Raw genomic sequence first — 19060 nt, forward strand, 5'->3', positions numbered from 1 at the left:
TCAGGCTGCCTTGGAGGGGCGCGCAAGCGTGCGGCCGAACATCATGTCGGCGCGGAACGCGGCGACCTTCTCGTGATTGCGGATCAGCTCGAGATACCAGAGCGCATCGACGGTATCGCCGATCAGCACCGCGCCGGTGAGCCGGCCCTCAGTGATGACGAGCTTCTTGTAGGTGCCGCGCCTGAAATCTGACAGCACGAGCGTCTCGCTGCCGTCGGCGCCCATGAAGTCGCCGGCCGAGAACACGCTGACGCCGGACACCTTCAGATTGGTCGAGACCACGCTGCCCTGATAGGCGGCTGGACGGCCGGCGAGATGCCGCGCCAGCACGCGCGCCTGCTCGTAGGCCGGCTCGACCAGACCGTAGCAGGTGCCGCGATGCTCGGCGCATTCGCCGAGCGCGTAGATGTCGGGCGAAGCCGTCTGCATCTCGTCGTTGACGACGATGCCGCGATTGACGGCGATGCCGGCGTCCCTCGCCAGCGCGACGTTGGGCCTGATGCCGGCTGCGAAGATCACGGCATCGGCCTCGATGCGGCTGCCGTCGGCAAGCTCGACCGCCTCGACATGGCCATCGCCGTGGATGCGGGCCGTGGATGCATTGAGCAGGATGCGGATGCCCTTGCGCTCGACCAGCGTCTTGAGCAGGTCGGCGGCCGGGCCGTCGAGCTGGCGCTCCATCAGCCGGTCCATGAGATGCAGCAGCGTCACCGGCGCGCCGGCCTTGGCAAGGCCATACGCTGCTTCGAGACCGAGCAGACCGCCGCCGACCACGACAACGCGCTTCTTTGCAGCCGCCAGCGTCAGCAGCAAGTCGACGTCGCGGCTGTCGCGAAACGTGTGCACACCGGCGAGATCAGCGCCTGGCACATTCAGCCGCAGCGGCGTCGATCCGGTGGCGAGCACGAGCTTGGAATATTCCATGCTCTCCTCGCCTTCGATCTTGAGCTCGCGGCGGCCGGTGTCGATCTCGGTGACACGATAGCCGTAGCGGACCGTGACGCCGCGATCGCGCCACCAGTCGGCCGGGCGGAGCTCGATCTCGTGCGAGCCGGTCTCGCCGGCGAGCACGGAGGAGAGCAGCACGCGATTATAAGCGAGCCGCGGCTCCTCGCCGATCACGGCAACGGCGTAGCGGCCGAGCGCGGTCTTGGCGAGCTCGTCGACCAGACGCGCGGCCGCCATACCGTTACCGACGATGACCAGCGGTTCACTCATGGACGTTCCCTATTCCATAGCCTGCGGTGAGGCTTCCCCCCGCGTACGGAGAGAAGCGGATTCATACCAGGTGTCACACCCTTGCTTCGGCGAGGCTTGAAGCGCCTTCACTCTGTGGGCTGCGACGCAGATAGAACCACCAGGTCAAGCCAAGACAGGAGGCATAAAAGGCGAGATAGATCGCCAGCGCGAGCGACGGTCCGCCGGTCATCGCGATCGACTTGCCGAAACCGCTCGGGATCAGATAGCCGCCGACGGCGCCGACCGCGCCGATGAATCCGACCGCCGCGCCGCTCTCGATGCTCGCCGTCTTCAAAGCGCCGGCGCGCGCCGCATCGCCCTTGCCGCGCACCTTGAACAGGTTCTGCTCGCGGAAGATCGAGGGGATCATCCGGTAGGTCGAACCGTTGCCGATGCCGGTGGTGACGAACAGGATCAGGAACATCGACAGGAAGCCGATGAAGTCCTTTTGCCCGACGAAATAGAGCACGCCGACCGTGGCGCCCGCCATCACGATGAAATTCCAGAAGGTGATGACCGAGCCGCCGATCCTGTCGGCAAGCCAGCCGCCGAACGGGCGCGACAGCGAACCAACGAGAGGCCCGAGGAACGCGATCGCAATCGTGACTTGCGGAAACTGCGTCTTGATCAGCAGCGGAAACGCGGCGGAATAGCCGATGAAGGATCCGAACGTGCCGATATAGAGATAAGCCATGATCCAGGTGTGCTTGCGCTTGACGATCGCGAGCTGGTTCTTCACCGACGATTTCGCCGAGGTGAGGTTATTCATGAAGAACACCGCGCCGAACACCGCGATTGCGATCGGCAGCACCCACATCAGGCCTGCGTTCTGGAGGAAGATGCCGTCGACGGGGCTGGCCTGGAACAGGTTGATGACCGCGAGCGTCATCAGGATCGGGGTCAGGAGCTGCACGCTGGAGACGCCGATATTTCCGCCGGCGGCATTGAGGCCGAGCGCCCATCCCTTCATCCGGTCGGGGAAGAAGAAGGAGATGTTGGTCATGCTGGAGGCGAAATTGCCGCCGCCGAGGCCGGCGGTCGAGGCGACCAGCAGCATCAGCCAGAACGGCGTATCGGGCTGGCCAACGAAATAGGCCAGCGACAGCGTCGGGATGAACAGCACCGCCGCGCTGAAAATGGTCCAGTTGCGGCCGCCGAAGGTCGTCACCGCAAATGTATAGGGAAAGCGCATTAGTGCGCCGATCAGGCCCGGCACCGCGACAAGCTGGAACAGCTGGTCGGTGGTGTAGTGAAAACCTGCCTGCGGCAGCTTGGTGGTGACGATGCTCCAGATCAGCCACACCGAGAAGCCGATATGCTCGGCCAGGATCGACCAGATCAGGTTGCGTCGCGCGATGGTCTTACCCGTCGCATTCCAGAACGCCTCATCTTCGGGGCGCCAGTCTGAAATCCAGGTCGGATTGTCTTCCTTCATTGGAAAAGTCCCTTTCGTTAGGAGGCGCGACACCGACGGGTTGCGGACGCAAAGATGCACGGTCGGGGAAGCCCCCGTTTCGGCGGTGTCACGATTTGAATGATTGACGGCGTCGCTGGCGTCAGAACCCCTAATTCAAGCCCTGTGCCAAATCGCGAGGCGCGATAAAAATCATCATTTTCAAAGGCTTGCGATGAATGATGAAATATTGATCACGCCTACAATTGCATCAAAAATTTGCGGGACGCTCATTTCTTGAATAGCGATTCGCCCGTTGATTGTGCGGCGCACAAGGCTTGGGCATGCGCCCGTTTTTTCGCCATCGCGCGATCGGCCCAAGGTCGATCAGGCCTGCACGAAGGGGCCCATCTCCTGTCCAACAAGCAAAATTCCGGACCGCGTCGCCCTGCCCGCCGTCTGGCACGTCGATTGCTTCATGATGCCTGGTCAACGATGACTGACAGTGAGCCGGAGCGTTGAGCCACCGAGGGTCACTGGGATAGCGAAGCCTGTTCGCTGGTCCGCCGAGGCGCGGTCATCGTGACGCTATCCCTTGCCATATCGATGTCCTTGCTCTGGCACGCGCTCCCGACCATCGGGCGCGTCGCTCACTGGTCTGACAGAGGCGCCGGTCCAGTACGGGCCGCGTCGATCGTTCACATGAGCAAAAGGAACAATTGATGTCGTATCTCGCGCCTTCGGAATTCGTCACCAAGATGGTGGATGCGGGCGAGTCCAAGATCTTCATGTCCACCCGGGATACCATCATCCGCGCCTACATGGCCGGCGCGATCCTCACGCTCGGCGCATGGTTCGCCATCACGATCAACGTCAACACGGGCCAGCCGCTGATCGGCGCGATGCTGTTTCCCGTCGGCTTCATCATGTTGTACCTGCTCGGCTTCGATCTGCTCACCGGCGTGTTCGTGCTCTCGCCGCTCGCCTTGATCGACAAGCGTCCCGGCGTCACGCTTGGCGGCGTCCTGCGCAACTGGGGCCTGGTCTTCGTCGGCAACTTCGCTGGCGCCATCACCGTCGCCTTCATGATGGCCTTCGTCACGACGTTCGGTTTCACGCAAGAGCCCGACAAGGTCGGCGCCGCCATCGGCAACATCGGTGAAGGCCGAACGCTCGGCTATGCCGCGCATGGCGCCGCCGGCATGGCAACGCTGTTCATGCGCGGCATGCTCTGCAACTGGATGGTCTCGACCGGGGTCGTCGGCGCCATGGTCTCGACCTCGGTCCCCGGCAAGGTCATCGCGATGTGGATGCCCATCATGCTGTTCTTCTACATGGTGTTCGAGCATTCGGTCGTGAACATGTTCCTGTTCCCGTCGGGCCTGATGCTGCACGCAAAATTCTCGATCCTGGACTATCTGATCTGGAACGAGATCCCGACCGTGCTCGGCAACCTCGTCGGCGGCCTCGCCTTCACCGGGATGACGCTCTACGCCACGCACGTCATGACCAAGCCGAAGCGCCAGGCCGGCAAGGCCACGCCGCCCCGCGTTGCGGCCTGATCTCACGCACCTCAACAAGGGAGCCTCGCCCGGTCAGGGTGAAGCTCCCTTTGCCTCGGTGATGACGATGTCCCGCGGACTCCATATCTCGGTCGGCCAGCACTCAGACAAGGGCCGCAAGCCCGTCAACCAGGATTTTCACGGCATCCTGATTCCGGACGAGCCGCTGCTCAGCTTGAAGGGCATCGCGGCCGTCCTCGCCGACGGCATCTCCAGCAGCACGGTGAGCCAGATCGCCAGCGAGTCGGCGGTCAAGAGCTTCCTGATGGACTATTACTGCACGTCGCAATCCTGGACGGTGAAGACGTCCGCCCGCCGCGTGCTGGACGCCACCAATTCCTGGCTGCACGCACAGACGCGCAAGAGCCAATATGCCTATGACCGCGACAAGGGCTATGTCTGCACGCTGAGCGCCATGGTCATCAAGGCGACAACCGCTCACATCTTCCACGTCGGCGACTGCCGCGTCTACCGCGTCGCCGGCAAGGCGCTCGAGCAGCTGACCGACGATCACCGCATCATCGTGTCCTCGGAGCAGACCTATCTCGGCCGCGCGCTCGGCATTAATCCGCAGCTCGAAATCGACTACCAGGCCGTCGAGGTCCAGGCCGGTGACACCTTCCTGCTGGCAACCGACGGCGCCTACGAATTCGTCGATGCTCGTTTCGTCACGAGCGCCATCAACGAGCATGCAGCCGAGCTCGACGGGGCGGCGAAGGCGATCGTCGAGGAGGCCTACCGGCGCGGCAGCGACGACAACATCACCGTCCAGATTCTCCGCATCGACGCGGTGCCGCAGCGCGAGCCCTCAGGCATCTTCAACCAGAGCTCGGAACTGCCGCTTCCGCCGCTGCCGGAGCCGCGCGCGATCTTCGACGGCTACAGGATCATCCGGGAAATCCACGGCAGCAGCCGCAGTCACATCTATCTCGCCGTCGACACCGAAACCGAGCAGCCGGTCGCGCTCAAACTGCCGTCGATCGACCTGCGCGACAACGCTGCTTACCTGAAGCGCTTCCTGATGGAGGAATGGATCGCGCGCCGGATCGACAGCCCGCACGTGCTCAAACCGCTGTCACAGTCGCGGCGGCGCGGCTATCTCTACGTCGCCACCGAATTCGTCGAAGGGCAGACCCTGAAGCAGTGGATGACCGACAATCCACGCCCCGATCTCGAAACCGTGCGTGGCCTGATCGAGCAGATCGCGGCGGGCCTGCGCGCCTTCCACCGCATGGAGATGCTGCATCAGGATCTCAGGCCGGACAACATCCTGATCGACAAGACCGGCACCGCGAAGATCATCGACTTCGGTTCGGCCAGGGTCGCCGGCGTCGCCGAGGCCGCGCCGCCGGATGAGACCGACGACATCCTGGGAACGGTGCAGTACACCGCGCCGGAATATTTTCTCGGGCAAGGCGGCTCGCCGCGCTCCGACATGTTTTCGCTGGCCGTGATCTGCTACCAGATGCTGACCGGCAAGCTCCCCTACGGCACCCAGGTCGCCAGGATCCGGCGCAAGGCGGACGTACGGCGGCTCAAATATCGCCCGGCCGACGACGACCGCAACGTGCCCGCCTGGATCGACGGCGCGCTGCGCCGCGCGCTGCATCCTGATCCCTACAAGCGCCACGAGGACCTGTCCGAATTCGTCTTCGAGCTGCGCACGCCCAATCCGGCCTATCTCGACACGCGGATCACGCCCCTCTTGGAGCGCAGCCCGCTGATGTTCTGGAAACTGACCTCGGCGGCGCTCGCCTGCGCCGTCGTCGTGCTGCTGGCATTGCTGCACGCGCGCTGATCGGGAGCGTCGCACAGGCCCCGGCGATCACCACGTGATTAGCGGAGAGCGATGCAGCCACGCATCGGCGCGCACCTGATCCAGGACAAATCTCGCAACGTCTTCCCGCGATATGGATCCGCCATGGAAGCCGGACAGATCGGTGAGCGCCCTGACGGCGCCGCTGCCGGGCTTGTTGTTCAGAATGGAAGGCCGAACGAGAATCCAATCGAGTCCGCTGTCTCTGACGATCGCCTCCTGCCGGTTCTTGTCGGCATACACTTTGCGCAAAAGCAGCGGGAAGATCAGCTTATCGAAAACAAACCCGCCATGGCTGGCACTGTCGCCGGCGCCGATGCCTGTGATGCAGATCAGACGCGAGACCTCCTCCGCTTTCATCGCGTTCACAAGCGCGCGCGTCCCGGTCGAGAGCAGCGTCACCTCGCGGAACGGACTGGCCGGCGTGCCGAGTGCGCTGACCACGGCATCCCGGCCTTTGAGCGCCTCGCGCAGGGCGGACTCGTCGCGGGCATCACCGATGACGAGGTTCGCGCCCTTCAGATCGCCCGCCTTTTCGGCGGACCGCACGAGCACGGTGACGTCGTGGCCTCGCGCGGCGGCCTGGCTGACGATCAGGCGACCGGTGGCTCCGGTCGCGCCAAGGACCAGGAGCTTCGGCGGATCAGGGGCAGTCGAATGAGTCATGACGGAATTCCCTCTTGTTGGATTGCGGATTGTGATCAGGCCGAAGCCGCGATCTCGGAAACGAAGTCGCGATAGGTGCGCAGCGGACGGCCCAAGAGCGCGGTCAGACGCGCGACGTCGCCCGCCTCCGGGATCATTCCTTCGGTGAGGAAACGCTCGCTCATCAGCCGCATGTCGAAGGCCATCCAGCTCGGCATAAATTGCCTGAGGTTCTTCTCGAAGCCGGCGGTATCGTCGCCGGGATAGGTGATCGTGCGACCGAGCACCTCCGACCAGACCGCAGCGGCTTTCGCGCCGGTCAGCGTGTCGGGACCGACGAGGTTGATGCGCTCGACCGGAAGCGACGTTGCGGATCGCTCGCGGCGGACGAGCTCGATGGCGGCGACCTCGCCGATGTCGCGCGCGTCGATCATGGCGAGGCCCTTGCTGCCGATCGGCATGGGGTAGACGCCGTAGCCGGTCACCACGTCCTTGACCGTGAGATCGTTGTTCATGAAGTAGGCGGGACGCAGGATGGTGGCGTTGAAGCCCATCTGCTCGATCATCCGCTCGACGCCGAATTTACCCGCGAAATGCGGCACGTTCACGTAGCGGTCACTGTGGATCACCGAGAGGTAGACGACCCGCTCGACGCCCGCCTCGCGGGCCAGATTGAGCGCGATCAGCGCCTGCGTGAATTCGTCTGTGACCACTGCGTTAAGCAGGAACAGGGTGGAGACTCCACGAAAAGCGCCGCGGAGCGCGTCGATGTCGAGCAGGTCGCCCTGCACGACGGTGACATCAGCCGGAAGGTTTGCCTTGGCGGGATCGCGGACGAGAGCGCGCACCGCAGCGCCGCGCTTGACGAGCTGTTCGACAACTTGGCGGCCGATGGTGCCGGTGGCGCCGGTAACGAGAATGGTCATGGGAATCACTCCGGGTTGGGGTCAGAAGACACCCGGCAAAATAGTGATCCACATTTGGACCGATAGACGATATATCTAGACAGACCGTCTCGCTGGTGGAACCATGGACCTGCTCGCACTCGCCGATTTCAATCTCGTCGCCCGGCACGGCGGGTTCGGTCGGGCTGCGCGGGCCGCTGGGCGCCCGAAAGCCACCCTGTCCCGAAGGGTCGCCGAGCTCGAGGCCGCGCTCGACCTGCGGCTGTTCGAGCGTGGCGCGCGCGCCCTGAAACTCACCCAGGAAGGACGCGCCCTTTACGAGCGGACGGCGTCCTTGCTCACCGAGCTCGATGAGACGGCAGCAGCAATTGCTTCGGGCGGGGACAGGCCGCACGGCAGGCTGCGGATCAGCGCGCCGCTGCTGTTCTCGCAGACCGCGATGGGCAAGCTCGCGGCCGGCTTCGCGCTCAAATGTCCGCAGGTCCGGCTAGAGGTCACGACGGAAGATCGCGCCGTCGACATGGTGGAGGAAGGCTACGACCTGGTGATCCGGGTTAATCCCGATCCGGACGAAAGCCTTGTCGGACGAATCTTTCTGCGCGATCGGCTGGTGGCGGTGGCGAGCCCCGAGCTGAAACGACCGAGGGACAATCTCGCTGTGCCGGCTGTCATGCGCGGAGCGGGCGACCAGATAACAACCTGGGAAGTGACAGGGCCAAGCGGAAGAGCGCACATCGCGGTTGATCCGGTCCTTCGCCTGTCATCGCTCATCATGGTCCGCGATGCGGTCCGGGCGGGCGTCGGCGCCGGACGGCTCCCGGTGTCCCTGGTCAGTCACGACCTCGCCGCCGGCACGCTAGTGCATTGGGGCGACATCGACGGACCAGAGATCGCGTTGTGGACACTCTATCCATCTCGCCGGTTTTTGAGCGCGCGCGTATCTGCCTTCCTCGACTATATGAAGGAGGCCTTCCCCATGGGGACGCCTGACGAGCTGGCGGCCTTTATCGGGAGCTGAGAGGCGACGCGCGCTGGTCGGCCTTTCGTCACGCCGGCTCCGCCGCCTTCACGCCGAGCGGTTTCGGCGCCATGCCGCCGCCGGGCTTGAGGTGGAATTCGTAAGTCATCAGGTGCCACTGCCCGTTTGCCTTGGTGCCGTCGGGCATCGTCGCATCGTTGCGCGGCTCGACCTTGGCGACGAGGTCGTCCTTGACCCCGAACACCACGTCGGAATCCAGATATTTGTCGCCGTCCATGAAGACGTGGGTGATCAGCGGCTCATAGCCCTTGGCGTTCACCAGGAAATGCACATGCGCCGGGCGCATCGGATGGCGCCTGGTCTGCACGATCATCTCGCCAACCGGACCATCGGTCGGGATCGGATAGCTGCACGGCAAAATGGTGCGGAAGAAGAAGCGGCCGTCATCATCGGTGATGAAGCGCGCCCGCGCCGAGGCGCCGACCTCGTCATAGTTCGGCTTCTGTGAATCGTAAAAGCCGTCGTCGTCGGCGTGCCAGACGTCGACAGGGACATTCGCGAGCGGCTTGCCCTGCAGGTCGGTGACGCGGCTCTGCACGAACATCCGTTCGCCGGTCTGGTTGTTCGGCGAGATGTCGGTGCCGTGCGCCGTCACCTTGTGCTCGCCGACATAGAACGGGCCGAGCACCGTGGTCTGGGTGGCGCCGTCGCGGTCCCTGTGGTTGACCGCGTCGACCAGCATGGAGACGCCGAGTACGTCGGACAGCAGGATGAACTCCTGGCGGGTGTCGGTGCATTTCTGCCCCGTGCGGGTCAGGAAGTCGATGGCGTATTCCCATTCCTCGAAGGTGAGACCGGTCCTGCTCACGTAATCGTGCAGCGACTTCACCAATTCCTGGAGCAGGAATTTTGCGCGCGGATTCGGTGTCTGGTCAAAGCTCCGGACGACGGCTTCGGTGAGTTCGGTCTCGTTGAATTGGGTCATGATGGGTTTGCCCTGCGCTTTCTCGTTGGCCCCTGACGGGCTCTCTGGAGGCGTTCCAAGGTGCAGCCTACACCAGTGAGCGGGCTGGCGTTAAGCGCAACCAGCTTGGAAAGGGACCACCACTTCGGCTATCAACGCTAACAAAACTGCCCGGAGGAACTGATGCTCGCCCCCACCCCCGCCTCGCCCGAATCCGTCGGCATGTCCAAGGCCGCGCTCGACCGTGTCGATGCACACCTGAAGAGCCGCTACATCGACCCCGGCCGCTTCCCGGGCGCGCATCTTCTGGTCTACCGCCGCGGCAAGGTCGCGCACAGCTCGGTCCAGGGCCTTGCCGATGTCGAGCGCAAGGTGCCGGTCAAGGACGACACCATCTACCGCATCTATTCCATGACCAAGCCGCTCACCAGCGTCGCCTTCATGATGCTGGTCGAGCAGGGCCTCGTCGCGATCGACGAGCCTGTCGCAAAGTACATTCCGGAATGGAAGGATCTCGGCGTGTTCGTCGCCGGCACCGCGCCCGCGTTCCTGACCCGGCCGCCGACCCGGCCGATGCTGATCGTCGACCTCTTGCGTCACACCTCCGGACTGACTTACGGCTTCCAGCAGCGCTCCAATGTCGATGCCGCCTATCGCGGCGAGAAGATCGGCGAGGTCGAGAAGTCAGGCACGCTCCAGACCATGATCGAGGGCCTGGCAAAGATCCCGCTCGAGTTCTCGCCGGGCGAAGCCTGGAACTACTCGGTCTCGACCGACGTGCTCGGCTACCTCGTTGGCAAGATCTCGGGCGTTCCGTTCGAGCAGTTCCTTAAAGCACGCATCCTCGATCCGCTCGGCATGACCGACACCGACTTCCATGTCCCGGCGTCCAAGGCGCACCGTTTCGCCGCCTGCTACTCGGCCGATCCCGGCGGCGGCATGACCTTCCATGCCGGCCAGCGCCGCGAGGGCCTGACGCTCCAGGACGACCCGACGACGAGCTCGTTTCTCACCCCGCCCTCCTTCATCTCCGGCGGCGGCGGGCTGTGCTCGACGGTAGCCGACTATCTCACCTTCTGCCGTGCGCTGCTCAATGGCGGCGAGCTCGGCGGCGTCAGGCTAATCGGCCCGAAGACGCTGGCGCTGATGACGAGCAATCACATTCCCGGCGGACGTTCGCTTCCGGAGGTGTCGCGCTCGCTGTTCTCCGAAGCCGCCTATAACGGCATCGGCTTTGGCCTCGGCTTCGCCGTGACCATGCGCCCGGCGGAGACGCTAATCGCCGGCAGCCCCGGCGAATACAATTGGGGCGGCGCGGCAACGACCTCGTTCTGGATCGATCCGGCCGAGGAGCTGATCGCGATCTTCATGACGCAGGTGCTGCCGTCGAGCGCCTATCCGATCCGGCGCGAGCTGCGCAGCATGGTCTATGCCGCGATCACCCAGAGCAACCTCTGAGATCGCGCACGTGTCGGGCAGCGGGGCTCCGCGAGCGATCGCGAAGCCCCGCTGCTTTTTCGTTCAGTGAAAATGGCCAATCAGATAGATGCCGCCGCCGATCACCAGCACGGCGGGCACGGCCCACAGAATTAGAACTGGCATTTGTCATCCTCCTCAGTTTGACGTGCAGACCTTGACGGTCTTCATGCCGCTTTCGGCTTCGGTGCGCGATTTGTAGATCGTGCCCGACGGGCTGACGACGGTCATGGACGCGTCCGTCGGCTTCTTGTCGACGACGGTGCACTTCTTGGTCTTGACGTCCTGGACGACATAGAACTCGTCGGCCGCGAACGCCGGCAGGGACATTGCAGCTACCATCAACGCTGCGGTCGCAATTCTCAGTTTCATTTTCTCCTCCTCCATGCACCGGGCATTCGGCCCGGCCGATTTGCAAACGGGAAAAAGAGGCAAATTGTTCCTCCGGCTGGGAACACTGTGCACGGCGGGATGTTGTTGCGGTGCCTATTCCCGATGAGGAGAACAAGATGAAGAAGCTGTTCCTGCTATCCACAGCAGTGGTTCTGATCTCGACCGGCGCGTTCGCGCAATCCACCGTTGTGACCACCACCGGAACCAGTCACGGCGCCGCGGTGCAGATCGAGCCGCAATACCGCACCAAGATCAAATCCTACGTCACCGAGCATCGCATCCGCCCCGTAACGACGAAGGAGAAGATCGTGGTCGGCGCGACGGTTCCGAGCGATGTCGAGCTCGAGGCCGTTCCGGCGGACTGGGGTCCGTCGCTGACCAAGTATCGCTACGTCTACTCCGGCGATCGCGTGATGCTGGTGGATCCCAGCTCGCGCACGGTCGTCCAGGAAATCGACTGAGGCATGATGGACGAGCGGCCGCCGCGACGGCGGCCGCTCTGGCCGGAGTTGATCACATGAGATCGCATCAAGAGGCCCGGATCGCCGGACTCAGCTTGGCGGCCGTCTACGCCATGTGTCTACTCCTGACCGCAATCAGCATGAGCTGACGCGCAGGCCTGCTGGACTGCGCTGCAAAATCCCTTTTCGGGACTGCCCACGCGATGCGAAAATCGTGGCGCAGCGCAAGTCCCGCCCCTATGGTTCTTTCAAAACCATAATCCGGCGCCGCCTGCGCTGGAACGGGACGCCCGCGTTTGTCAAAGCTCTCCCTGCCGGTCCGGCTCGCCCTTTTGGTCACGGGAACAATGTTGCCGCTGATTGTCTTCGCGGTCGGCCTCGCCTACTCCAACTACCGCCAGGACCGCAGCGACGCCATGCGCCGCGTGCTCGAGACGGTGCGGAGCATGCGCCTCGTGCTCGACTCCGAGGTGCAGCGGATGACGGGCGGCCTGCAGGTGCTCGCGCTGAGCGACTCCTTGCGCAGCGGCGATTTCGATGACTTCCGCCGCCTCGCCGCCGGGTTCATCAACCAGTATGGCGAGGACAGCGTCCTGCTGCTGGCCGACCGCTCCGGGCACCAGCTGTTCTCGACGCTCACGACCGACACGGCGAGCCTGCCGCCGCGCAACAACCGGGAGATCGTCGAGCGGGTCTTCACGAGCAAGTCACCGCAATTCTCCGATCTGTTCACCGGATCGACCAAGAAGCACCCGATCGTCACGGTCGAAATCCCCGTGCTGCGCGACGGCCAGGTCGTCTACGCGCTCTCCTTCAGCCCGCCGATCGGCTTCTTCCAGCATCTGGTCGAGCGGCAGCGTCCCGACGCGCAATGGACGGTGTCGCTGCTGGACAGCAAGGGCATGGTATTCGCGCGTGTCCCCAATCCGAACGAGACGTTCGGCAAGCAGGCTTCGCCCTCGCTCTACCATGCGATGTTCGAGGCGCCCGAGGCGGTGCTGTCGAGCGTCTCGCTCGACGGCGTTGCGCTGGCCTCGGCCTATACGCGATCCCGCCTGACCGGCTGGACCGTCGCCGCCGGCGTCACCGAGCGCTCGCTGATCGCCCCGCTCTGGCGCAACATCGCGGTCACCAGCCTGATCGGTGGCATATTGCTGCTGATCGGCCTCACTTTTGCGGTCAGAATGGCGACCACGATTGCGCGCGGCGAGATGCTGCACGATCTCCTGATCGACGAGCTCAACCATCGCGTCAAGAACACGCTGGCCCTGATGCAGGCGATCGCGGTGCAGACCTTCCGCAGCGCCAGCCGCGACGAGCGCGCCAAGTTCGAGGGACGGCTCGGCGCGCTCGCCGAAGCGCATAATCTGCTGAGCCAGGAGAAATGGGCGGGCTCGGAGCTGCGCGACGTGATCGCCCGCGCGCTCAAGCCGTTCCTGCTGAGCAATCCCGACCGCATCCGCATGGCCGGTCCCGCCGTGCCGCTGTCGCCGCGGCTGGCCGTGGTGCTGTCGATGATCGTGCACGAGATCGCCACCAATGCCGCGAAATACGGTGCGCTCTCCAATGAGACCGGCCGGGTGACGCTGGACTGGGAGGTCATCGTCGATGCGAAGGCGCGGCTGCGGCTGATCTGGACCGAGATCGGCGGACCGCCGGTGACGGCGCCGGTGCGGCGCGGCTTCGGCTCGCGCCTGATCGAGCGCAGCGCGCGCGACCAGCTCGGCGGCGAGGCCACCGTCGACTTCCTGCCGCACGGCGTCGTCTGCACGGTGACTTGCGCGCTGGACGAGGCGCGGTGAACGGGGATATCGGTAATGAAGATCACAGCTGTCCGCACCCATATCCTTCAGGCAAAGCTCTCGCAGCCCTTCGCCTATTCCCGGGCCTGGTACGACACCCGCACCGCGATGCTGGTCGAGATCGAGACCGATTCAGGGCTGACCGGCTGGGGCGAATGCTACGGGCCGGCGCGGATGACGGCGGCGGTGGTCGCGAGCGTCGCGCCCTGGCTGATCGGCGAGGACCCGCTGCGCACCGACGTGCTGTGGCAGGCCATCTATGCGCGGCTGCGTGATCACGGCCAGAAGGGCGTCGTGATCCAGGGCCTGAGCGGCATCGACATCGCGCTCTGGGACATCAAGGGAAAGCACTTTGGCGTGCCCGCCTATGTGCTTCTCGGAGGCGCGGCGCGCAAGGAGGTGCAGGCCTATGCGACCGGACTCTACCGGCGCAAGTCGGGCGATCCGCTAAAATATCTGCCGAAGGAAGCCGCCGCCTATGCCGCGGCAGGGTTTCGCGCGGTGAAGCTGAAGGTCGGCTTCGGCATCGCGGAGGATGCCGCGGTGACGCGCGCGGTGCGCGAGGCGATCAGCGGCGACGTCGCGCTGATGGTCGATGCGAACCACGCCTATGACGCGGTCGCCGCGATCCGGCTCGGCCGCATGATCGAGCCTTACGACATCGGATGGTTCGAGGAGCCGGTGCCGCCAGAGGACGTCGCGGGCTATCGTGCGGTGAAGTCGTCGCTGACGATCCCGATCGCCGGCGGCGAGTGCGAGTTCACCCGCTTCGGCTTCCGCGAGCTGTTCGCCTCCCATGCGCTCGACATCGCCCAGCCCGACACCTGCGCCGCCGGCGGCCTCACCGAATGCAAGAAGATCGCCGACATGAGCGAAGCCTTCGGCATCCGCTACAATCCGCATGTGTGGGGCACCGGAATTGCGATCGCGGCCTCGCTCCAGCTTCTCGCCGTGCTGCCCTCGCACACGCCGACCTCGCTGGCCCCGCTCGAGCCTCTGCTCGAACTCGACTGCACCGAACATCCGATCCGGCAGGCGATCCTGAAAGAGCCGATCGAGCACGCGAACGGCGTCGTGCGGGTGCCCGACGGTGCGGGGCTCGGCATCGAGATCGACCGCGAGGCGCTGTCGCGTTTCGCGGTCAATTAGGCGTGCACTCAAAAATCGTCGCGTCTGCTTTGCTCTCGCAACGTGATGTTGATCCTGACATGACTGCGCGTCGGCCTTGGCCAGAACCGGAAGTTGCCGCAATAGGTCCCCGTACTGTTTGCACCTAGTCACACTTGGTTTGCACCTAGATGTCGAAGTCACCTATGAGGTGGAGACATGGGGCTGGTCTCTCATAGGCGCCATTGAACTGAGCCCGGAGGACTAGCCTATCATGGGAGTAATGGCGGACAGGTTACCAATCGGTGGCTTTGCTCGGCTCGTACCCGAGCTCGACGTATATGATCTTGCACACAGCAAGACTTTTTGGTGCGATATTCTCGGTTTCCAGATTGCCTATCAACGACCTGAGAATCTCTTCATGTACATCGAGCTACAAGGGGCGCAGGTCATGCTGAACCAAAGAAATGGTAATTGGGAAACCGGGGCTTTGGAGCGGCCATTGGGGCGCGGCATTAATTTTCAAGTATTCGTCGACTCCGTGTCGCCCCTTCTCGACGCATTGAACCGGCACAACTGGGCTCTCTTTAGAGAATGTCACGACGCATGGTATCGGATCGCTGGTGAGGAGCGCGGCAACAGGCAGTTCCTGGTGCAAGATCCAGATGGCTATCTTATCCGCTTTGCGCAGGATCTGGGGGCCAGGGCTCGTTGATCGGGGTATCGGTCTCTTCCCGTCCCGGCGGAGTTCGCCGGGCTTGCCTCAATGGGCTTCATGGGGCATCGGCAATGGGTCAAAGGCCGAAGATGGCGACCGAACAAACGCACTTCCGCATTAGTCCTGAAAGCCGCCAATACGAGCCGCGCGACCTACCCGATCGTCTGCAACGCCGGGAACGTCTCCAGCAGCCAGATGCTCACATTGGAGACCGCACCGGTGAGAAAACCGATGCCGGTGATCACCATCAGCACGCCCATGGCGCGCTCGACATTGACGAGCTGGCCCTTCATGCGTGCGAACAGTTTTGAGAACTGCTCGATCATCAGCGCGGCGATCAGGAAGGGAATGCCAAGGCCGGCGGAGTAGACCGCGAGCAGGCCCGCGCCCTTCGTCACCGTCGCTTCGGCCGCGGCGATCGAGAGGATCGCGGCGAGGATCGGGCCGATGCAGGGCGTCCAGCCGAAGGCGAAGGCGAGGCCCATGACATAGGCACCCCAAGGCCCGACGGGCTTGGGCGCGGTCAAGCGTCCCTCGCGCATCAACAGGCCGATCCGCGTCAGCCCGAGGAAGTGCAGGCCCATGACGATGATGACGATGCCGGCGACGATCGAGAGCTCCGCCGACCAGGCGCGGATCAAGCCACCGATCAGCGAGGCGCTGGCGCCGAGCGCCACGAACACGGTGGAGAAGCCGAGCACGAACAGCAGCGCCGCCATCATGATCGCGCGCTTGGAGGCCGAGACCGGCTCGTCGCTCTCGACATGCTCGATTGTGGCGCCCGTCAGATAGATCAGATAGGGCGGGACCAGGGGCAGTACGCAAGGGGAGAGGAAGCTGACGAGGCCGGCAATCAGCGCCGCCGGGATCGAAACATGTTGCATGATGCAGTCGGGGCCATCTCAGGCTCTTTGGCCACGCGCGGGGGATGCGCGCGCCGGAGCCGAACGGCTCTGGTGTAGCCGATAGCTACGAATCCGCAACAGAGGCGCGATCAAACCAGGGCTCCCGCCGACGCCATCTGCGATCACAGATGCGGCATCGGGACGCGCGCAAATCTCGCCAAAAAGCGAGATTCGGCGGCGCGGCTACTTCACCACGCGGAGCAGCGGACGCCGGGGCTGGTCCTGCGTCTGCTTGGAAGGAGGCTGCGGTTCGCTCTCGGCGTTCCGCAGCATTTCGTCGCACAGCGCCTTGAGATCGGCGCTGTCAATTCCTTTGAGCTTCATCCGCACGTCGAGGATGACGATGGACAGCAGTTCGGCCGACTCACGGCTGTTGATCTCGTTGAGGACCTTGCGGCACTCCTCAAGGGTCTCCAGCACCGACTGCAACTGTTCGTCTGAATGCGACACCGGCGTTCTTCCGTTAATTCGGCCTGCGAGACGTGTTGGCAACCAACCCTTCGGCCCCCATGGGTTGCCGAAGATAGCATGAGGCCGCTGCGCCTCCGAAGATGATTTCAATCTGTTTCTGAGTTGAAACCGCGGTTCCGGCGATCAGCGCCGCTCCGCCATTGCCGCGGCGGCCCGGGAGCAAACGCGCGGCACGCTGTGATCGATCCATCCCGAACGGCGGTGCCTGCTTGCGCGCAAGCACAGCTATTGCGGACAACGCCGACAATCCCGCAGCCATTTCCCGGCTCGCAACGGAACTCACGCTATACCCCTATTCGGGCGATGGTCTGCCCGATTCCAGCCTTTGTCCCAGCCCTCGGCTGCACCCCAATACCACTCGCCCAGATAGTAAGGATGGCGTTCAAAACTCGCCGGTCCCCAACCCGTCATAGTTGTGGTTTGCGCCAGATTCTGCCAGTTTAGCAACCCGAAGGGACTTGTATGCACTCCTTGGCGGAAAGGGGCGTTCCGTTGGAAGAACGCTCAAAGACAAATCTCAGCGGCCTCTCCGATTGGGACGCGGCCCGCATCTTCCTGGAAGTCGTCCGATGCGGCAGTTTCCGCTCGGCGGCAGAACGCCTGTCCTTGTCCATCAACGCCGTCCGCCGCCGCATCGATGATTTCGAGCGCCAGACCGGCACCACCCTGTTCACCCGCGACGTCCATGGCACGCATCTCACCGACGAAGGCGCGATGGTGGTCTCCGCCGTGGAACGCATGGAGGCGGCGGCGTTCGACGTGTTGCGCACCAGCGATTCGACCGCCAACGTCCTGTCCGGCGAGGTGCGCGTCGCCGTCACCGAGGGATTGGGCACGTTCTGGCTCGCGCCCCGGCTGGTCGAATTCCAGCAAGCCTATCCGAACATCCTGGTCGACCTGCACTGTGCAATGCGCTCGGCCGACGTCTCCCGCCACGAGGCCGACGTCGCCATCCATTTGTCGCGTCCCTCCGCGCTCGACGTCAAGCTGGTGCGGCTCGGCTGCATGCATCTGATGTTCTGGGCTTCGGAAAAATACCTTGAGAAATACGGCACGCCGCGCTCGGCCCTGGAATTGATCAAGCACCGCCTGGTGCTGCAATTCGCCGACCAGCTCGCGGCCAAGGAAACTTTCGAGAGCTTCTTCCCGGGCGTTCCGGAGCGTGACCTCCTGGTCATGAAAACCAACGTCTCAAGCGCCAACTACTGGGCGGTCGCGAATGGCGCCGGAATCGGCGTATTCCCAAGCTACGCCATTGCGCTTGGCGGGAAGTTGATTCCACTGGAGGTCGAGTTGAACCGACCGCTGGATATCTGGTTGTCCTACCATCCCGGTAGCGGCCGGATCCCACGCGTGCGGCACATGATTGACTGGCTGATCGAGGCTTTCAATCCGGCTCGCTTCCCGTGGTTTAAGGAAGAGTTCGTGCATCCGCATGAATTCAAGGACTCGTATATGGGCGAACCCCTGACCCAGCTCTTCGGGGGATTTTCAACCGAAGAACAAAGGTGAAAACAGAGATGAAAGCAGCGGCGAAGAGAATGAAGCAGCGCAGTGCCGGCAAGCCGGACATTGAGCTTGGTAAACGGATCCGTCTGCGGCGCGTCGAGATGAAGATCTCGCAGGCCGAGCTGGGCGAAAAGCTCGGCGTCAGCTTCCAGCAGGTCCAGAAATACGAGAAGGGCGTCAATCGCGTCGGCGCAGCTCGGCTTCAGCAGATCGCCTCCGCCCTCGACGTGCCCGTGACCTTCTTCTATGACGGCGACAACAAGGCCCGCGAAGTGGAGAGCCTGCTCTTCCTCGACAGCGCCTTCAGCCTCCGGCTGCTGCGCGCCTACAGCAAGATCAAGGACCAGACGGTCCAGCGTCAGCTCGTCTCGCTGATGGAATCGATCGCAGCGAACGAAAGCTGAGATCGGGTCTGGCCGCTACGGCCGATCTTCAATCCGCCGCGTCGCGGGGGCGCGGCCGGATTGAATGAGACCGACTGAATCAGATTGGGGCGCGCGCCTGCGCGCGGCCTTTCTCAGGGCGGCTTGGCCGCCCTTTTTTCTTGTCCGCTTGGCGGCCATCCGCCGCGAATTTCGCGAACCCATCCCGCCCGTGCTGCGACCCAATCGAGAGCCTCCGCAGCGGAAGCGCGAGGCTTTCGCCTGCCGTACTTAATGGGACCTCAACATTGGTGCCGTAATTTTTCGCCGAGTTTTGCGAATCGGCGCGCGCA

General features: G+C 63.7%; 18 protein-coding genes. 10 read left to right on the forward strand and 8 right to left on the reverse strand.

Translation table 11 applies throughout. From position 1 onward, the window contains the following. Complete coding sequence (locus JJB99_RS27250; RefSeq protein ID WP_200495350.1) at positions 1–1218, reverse strand: NAD(P)/FAD-dependent oxidoreductase; 1218 nt, start codon at positions 1216–1218, stop codon at positions 1–3. 73 nt (positions 1219–1291) lie between these two features. Next, positions 1292–2674 (reverse strand): MFS transporter, encoded by a 1383-nt coding sequence (locus JJB99_RS27255; RefSeq protein ID WP_200495351.1) that lies wholly within the window; start codon positions 2672–2674, stop codon positions 1292–1294. A gap of 680 nt (positions 2675–3354) precedes the next feature. On the opposite strand from JJB99_RS27255, the gene JJB99_RS27260 reads away from it, so the two are divergent. Together JJB99_RS27260 and JJB99_RS27265 are read left to right on the forward strand one after the other, a co-directional pair. After that, positions 3355–4194 carry a formate/nitrite transporter family protein gene (locus tag JJB99_RS27260; protein WP_200495352.1) on the forward strand — a complete coding sequence of 280 codons (840 nt, stop codon included), beginning with the start codon at positions 3355–3357 and terminating at the stop codon, positions 4192–4194. 61 nt (positions 4195–4255) lie between these two features. Continuing rightward, positions 4256–5992: a bifunctional protein-serine/threonine kinase/phosphatase gene (locus JJB99_RS27265; RefSeq protein WP_200495353.1), complete on the forward strand. Its 1737-nt coding sequence runs from the start codon at positions 4256–4258 to the stop codon at positions 5990–5992. A 27-nt stretch (positions 5993–6019) separates the two neighbouring features. Here JJB99_RS27265 and JJB99_RS27270 read toward each other — a convergent pair whose 3' ends face one another. Both JJB99_RS27270 and JJB99_RS27275 read right to left on the reverse strand, forming a co-directional pair. Further along, a complete protein-coding gene (locus JJB99_RS27270) occupies positions 6020–6676 on the reverse strand; it encodes an NAD(P)-dependent oxidoreductase (protein ID WP_200495354.1) in 657 nt (218 codons plus the stop codon). Positions 6677–6711: 35 nt separating this feature from the next. Then, positions 6712–7581, reverse strand: a complete 870-nt coding sequence (locus JJB99_RS27275) for an SDR family oxidoreductase (RefSeq protein ID WP_200495355.1) — start codon at positions 7579–7581, stop codon at positions 6712–6714. Positions 7582–7684: 103 nt separating this feature from the next. Here JJB99_RS27275 and JJB99_RS27280 point away from each other — a divergent pair, with 103 nt between their 5' ends. After that, complete coding sequence (locus JJB99_RS27280; protein ID WP_200495356.1) at positions 7685–8578, forward strand: LysR family transcriptional regulator; 894 nt, start codon at positions 7685–7687, stop codon at positions 8576–8578. Positions 8579–8606: 28 nt separating this feature from the next. Here the strand turns inward: JJB99_RS27280 and JJB99_RS27285 are convergent, their stop codons facing one another. Then, complete coding sequence (locus tag JJB99_RS27285; protein ID WP_200495357.1) at positions 8607–9524, reverse strand: intradiol ring-cleavage dioxygenase; 918 nt, start codon at positions 9522–9524, stop codon at positions 8607–8609. A 162-nt stretch (positions 9525–9686) separates the two neighbouring features. Between JJB99_RS27285 and JJB99_RS27290 the strand changes: the two genes are divergently transcribed. Beyond that, on the forward strand, positions 9687–10961 hold the full coding sequence (locus JJB99_RS27290) for a serine hydrolase domain-containing protein (RefSeq protein ID WP_200495358.1): 1275 nt from the start codon (positions 9687–9689) through the stop codon (positions 10959–10961). A 156-nt stretch (positions 10962–11117) separates the two neighbouring features. On the opposite strand, the gene JJB99_RS27295 is transcribed toward JJB99_RS27290, so the two are convergent. After that, complete coding sequence (locus JJB99_RS27295; protein WP_200495359.1) at positions 11118–11351, reverse strand: hypothetical protein; 234 nt, start codon at positions 11349–11351, stop codon at positions 11118–11120. A 137-nt stretch (positions 11352–11488) separates the two neighbouring features. Here JJB99_RS27295 and JJB99_RS27300 point away from each other — a divergent pair, with 137 nt between their 5' ends. From JJB99_RS27300 to JJB99_RS27315, 4 genes are all read left to right on the forward strand, one after another. After that, positions 11489–11833 (forward strand): DUF1236 domain-containing protein, encoded by a 345-nt coding sequence (locus tag JJB99_RS27300; RefSeq protein ID WP_200495360.1) that lies wholly within the window; start codon positions 11489–11491, stop codon positions 11831–11833. 347 nt (positions 11834–12180) lie between these two features. Next, complete coding sequence (locus JJB99_RS27305) at positions 12181–13635, forward strand: sensor histidine kinase (protein WP_200495361.1); 1455 nt, start codon at positions 12181–12183, stop codon at positions 13633–13635. 15 nt (positions 13636–13650) lie between these two features. After that, a complete protein-coding gene (locus JJB99_RS27310; RefSeq protein WP_200495362.1) occupies positions 13651–14784 on the forward strand; it encodes a mandelate racemase/muconate lactonizing enzyme family protein in 1134 nt (377 codons plus the stop codon). Positions 14785–15016: 232 nt separating this feature from the next. Further along, entirely contained in the window at positions 15017–15457 is a 441-nt protein-coding gene (locus tag JJB99_RS27315) for a bleomycin resistance protein (protein WP_349628979.1), read from the forward strand. A gap of 155 nt (positions 15458–15612) precedes the next feature. Here JJB99_RS27315 and JJB99_RS27320 read toward each other — a convergent pair whose 3' ends face one another. Both JJB99_RS27320 and JJB99_RS27325 read right to left on the reverse strand, forming a co-directional pair. Then, positions 15613–16344 (reverse strand): cytochrome c biogenesis CcdA family protein, encoded by a 732-nt coding sequence (locus JJB99_RS27320; protein ID WP_200495363.1) that lies wholly within the window; start codon positions 16342–16344, stop codon positions 15613–15615. Positions 16345–16548: 204 nt separating this feature from the next. Then, on the reverse strand, positions 16549–16815 hold the full coding sequence (locus JJB99_RS27325) for a hypothetical protein (protein WP_200500320.1): 267 nt from the start codon (positions 16813–16815) through the stop codon (positions 16549–16551). A 483-nt stretch (positions 16816–17298) separates the two neighbouring features. Between JJB99_RS27325 and JJB99_RS27330 the strand changes: the two genes are divergently transcribed. Both JJB99_RS27330 and JJB99_RS27335 read left to right on the forward strand, forming a co-directional pair. Continuing rightward, positions 17299–18348, forward strand: coding sequence for a LysR family transcriptional regulator (locus tag JJB99_RS27330; protein WP_200495364.1), 1050 nt, complete (start codon positions 17299–17301; stop codon positions 18346–18348). Between the two features lie 29 nt (positions 18349–18377). Beyond that, positions 18378–18749: a helix-turn-helix domain-containing protein gene (locus tag JJB99_RS27335; protein WP_020608151.1), complete on the forward strand. Its 372-nt coding sequence runs from the start codon at positions 18378–18380 to the stop codon at positions 18747–18749. Positions 18750–19060: the final 311 nt, after the last annotated feature.

Origin of the sequence: Bradyrhizobium diazoefficiens (genome assembly GCF_016616235.1) — a bacterium.
Lineage (GTDB): Bacteria > Pseudomonadota > Alphaproteobacteria > Rhizobiales > Xanthobacteraceae > Bradyrhizobium > Bradyrhizobium diazoefficiens_H.

Excerpts from the sequence above, each read along its gene's own strand:
- JJB99_RS27250 (WP_200495350.1), bottom strand. The coding sequence starts at position 1,218 with ATGAGTGAACCGCTGGTCATCGTCGGTAACGGTATGGCGGCCGCGCGT.
- JJB99_RS27255 (WP_200495351.1), bottom strand. The coding sequence starts at position 2,674 with ATGAAGGAAGACAATCCGACCTGGATTTCAGACTGGCGCCCCGAAGAT.
- JJB99_RS27260 (WP_200495352.1), top strand. The coding sequence starts at position 3,355 with ATGTCGTATCTCGCGCCTTCGGAATTCGTCACCAAGATGGTGGATGCG.
- JJB99_RS27265 (WP_200495353.1), top strand. The coding sequence starts at position 4,256 with ATGACGATGTCCCGCGGACTCCATATCTCGGTCGGCCAGCACTCAGAC.
- JJB99_RS27270 (WP_200495354.1), bottom strand. The coding sequence starts at position 6,676 with ATGACTCATTCGACTGCCCCTGATCCGCCGAAGCTCCTGGTCCTTGGC.
- JJB99_RS27275 (WP_200495355.1), bottom strand. The coding sequence starts at position 7,581 with ATGACCATTCTCGTTACCGGCGCCACCGGCACCATCGGCCGCCAAGTT.
- JJB99_RS27280 (WP_200495356.1), top strand. The coding sequence starts at position 7,685 with ATGGACCTGCTCGCACTCGCCGATTTCAATCTCGTCGCCCGGCACGGC.
- JJB99_RS27285 (WP_200495357.1), bottom strand. The coding sequence starts at position 9,524 with ATGACCCAATTCAACGAGACCGAACTCACCGAAGCCGTCGTCCGGAGC.
- JJB99_RS27290 (WP_200495358.1), top strand. The coding sequence starts at position 9,687 with ATGCTCGCCCCCACCCCCGCCTCGCCCGAATCCGTCGGCATGTCCAAG.
- JJB99_RS27295 (WP_200495359.1), bottom strand. The coding sequence starts at position 11,351 with ATGAAACTGAGAATTGCGACCGCAGCGTTGATGGTAGCTGCAATGTCC.
- JJB99_RS27300 (WP_200495360.1), top strand. The coding sequence starts at position 11,489 with ATGAAGAAGCTGTTCCTGCTATCCACAGCAGTGGTTCTGATCTCGACC.
- JJB99_RS27305 (WP_200495361.1), top strand. The coding sequence starts at position 12,181 with ATGTTGCCGCTGATTGTCTTCGCGGTCGGCCTCGCCTACTCCAACTAC.
- JJB99_RS27310 (WP_200495362.1), top strand. The coding sequence starts at position 13,651 with ATGAAGATCACAGCTGTCCGCACCCATATCCTTCAGGCAAAGCTCTCG.
- JJB99_RS27315 (WP_349628979.1), top strand. The coding sequence starts at position 15,017 with ATGGGAGTAATGGCGGACAGGTTACCAATCGGTGGCTTTGCTCGGCTC.
- JJB99_RS27320 (WP_200495363.1), bottom strand. The coding sequence starts at position 16,344 with ATGCAACATGTTTCGATCCCGGCGGCGCTGATTGCCGGCCTCGTCAGC.
- JJB99_RS27330 (WP_200495364.1), top strand. The coding sequence starts at position 17,299 with ATGCACTCCTTGGCGGAAAGGGGCGTTCCGTTGGAAGAACGCTCAAAG.
- JJB99_RS27335 (WP_020608151.1), top strand. The coding sequence starts at position 18,378 with ATGAAGCAGCGCAGTGCCGGCAAGCCGGACATTGAGCTTGGTAAACGG.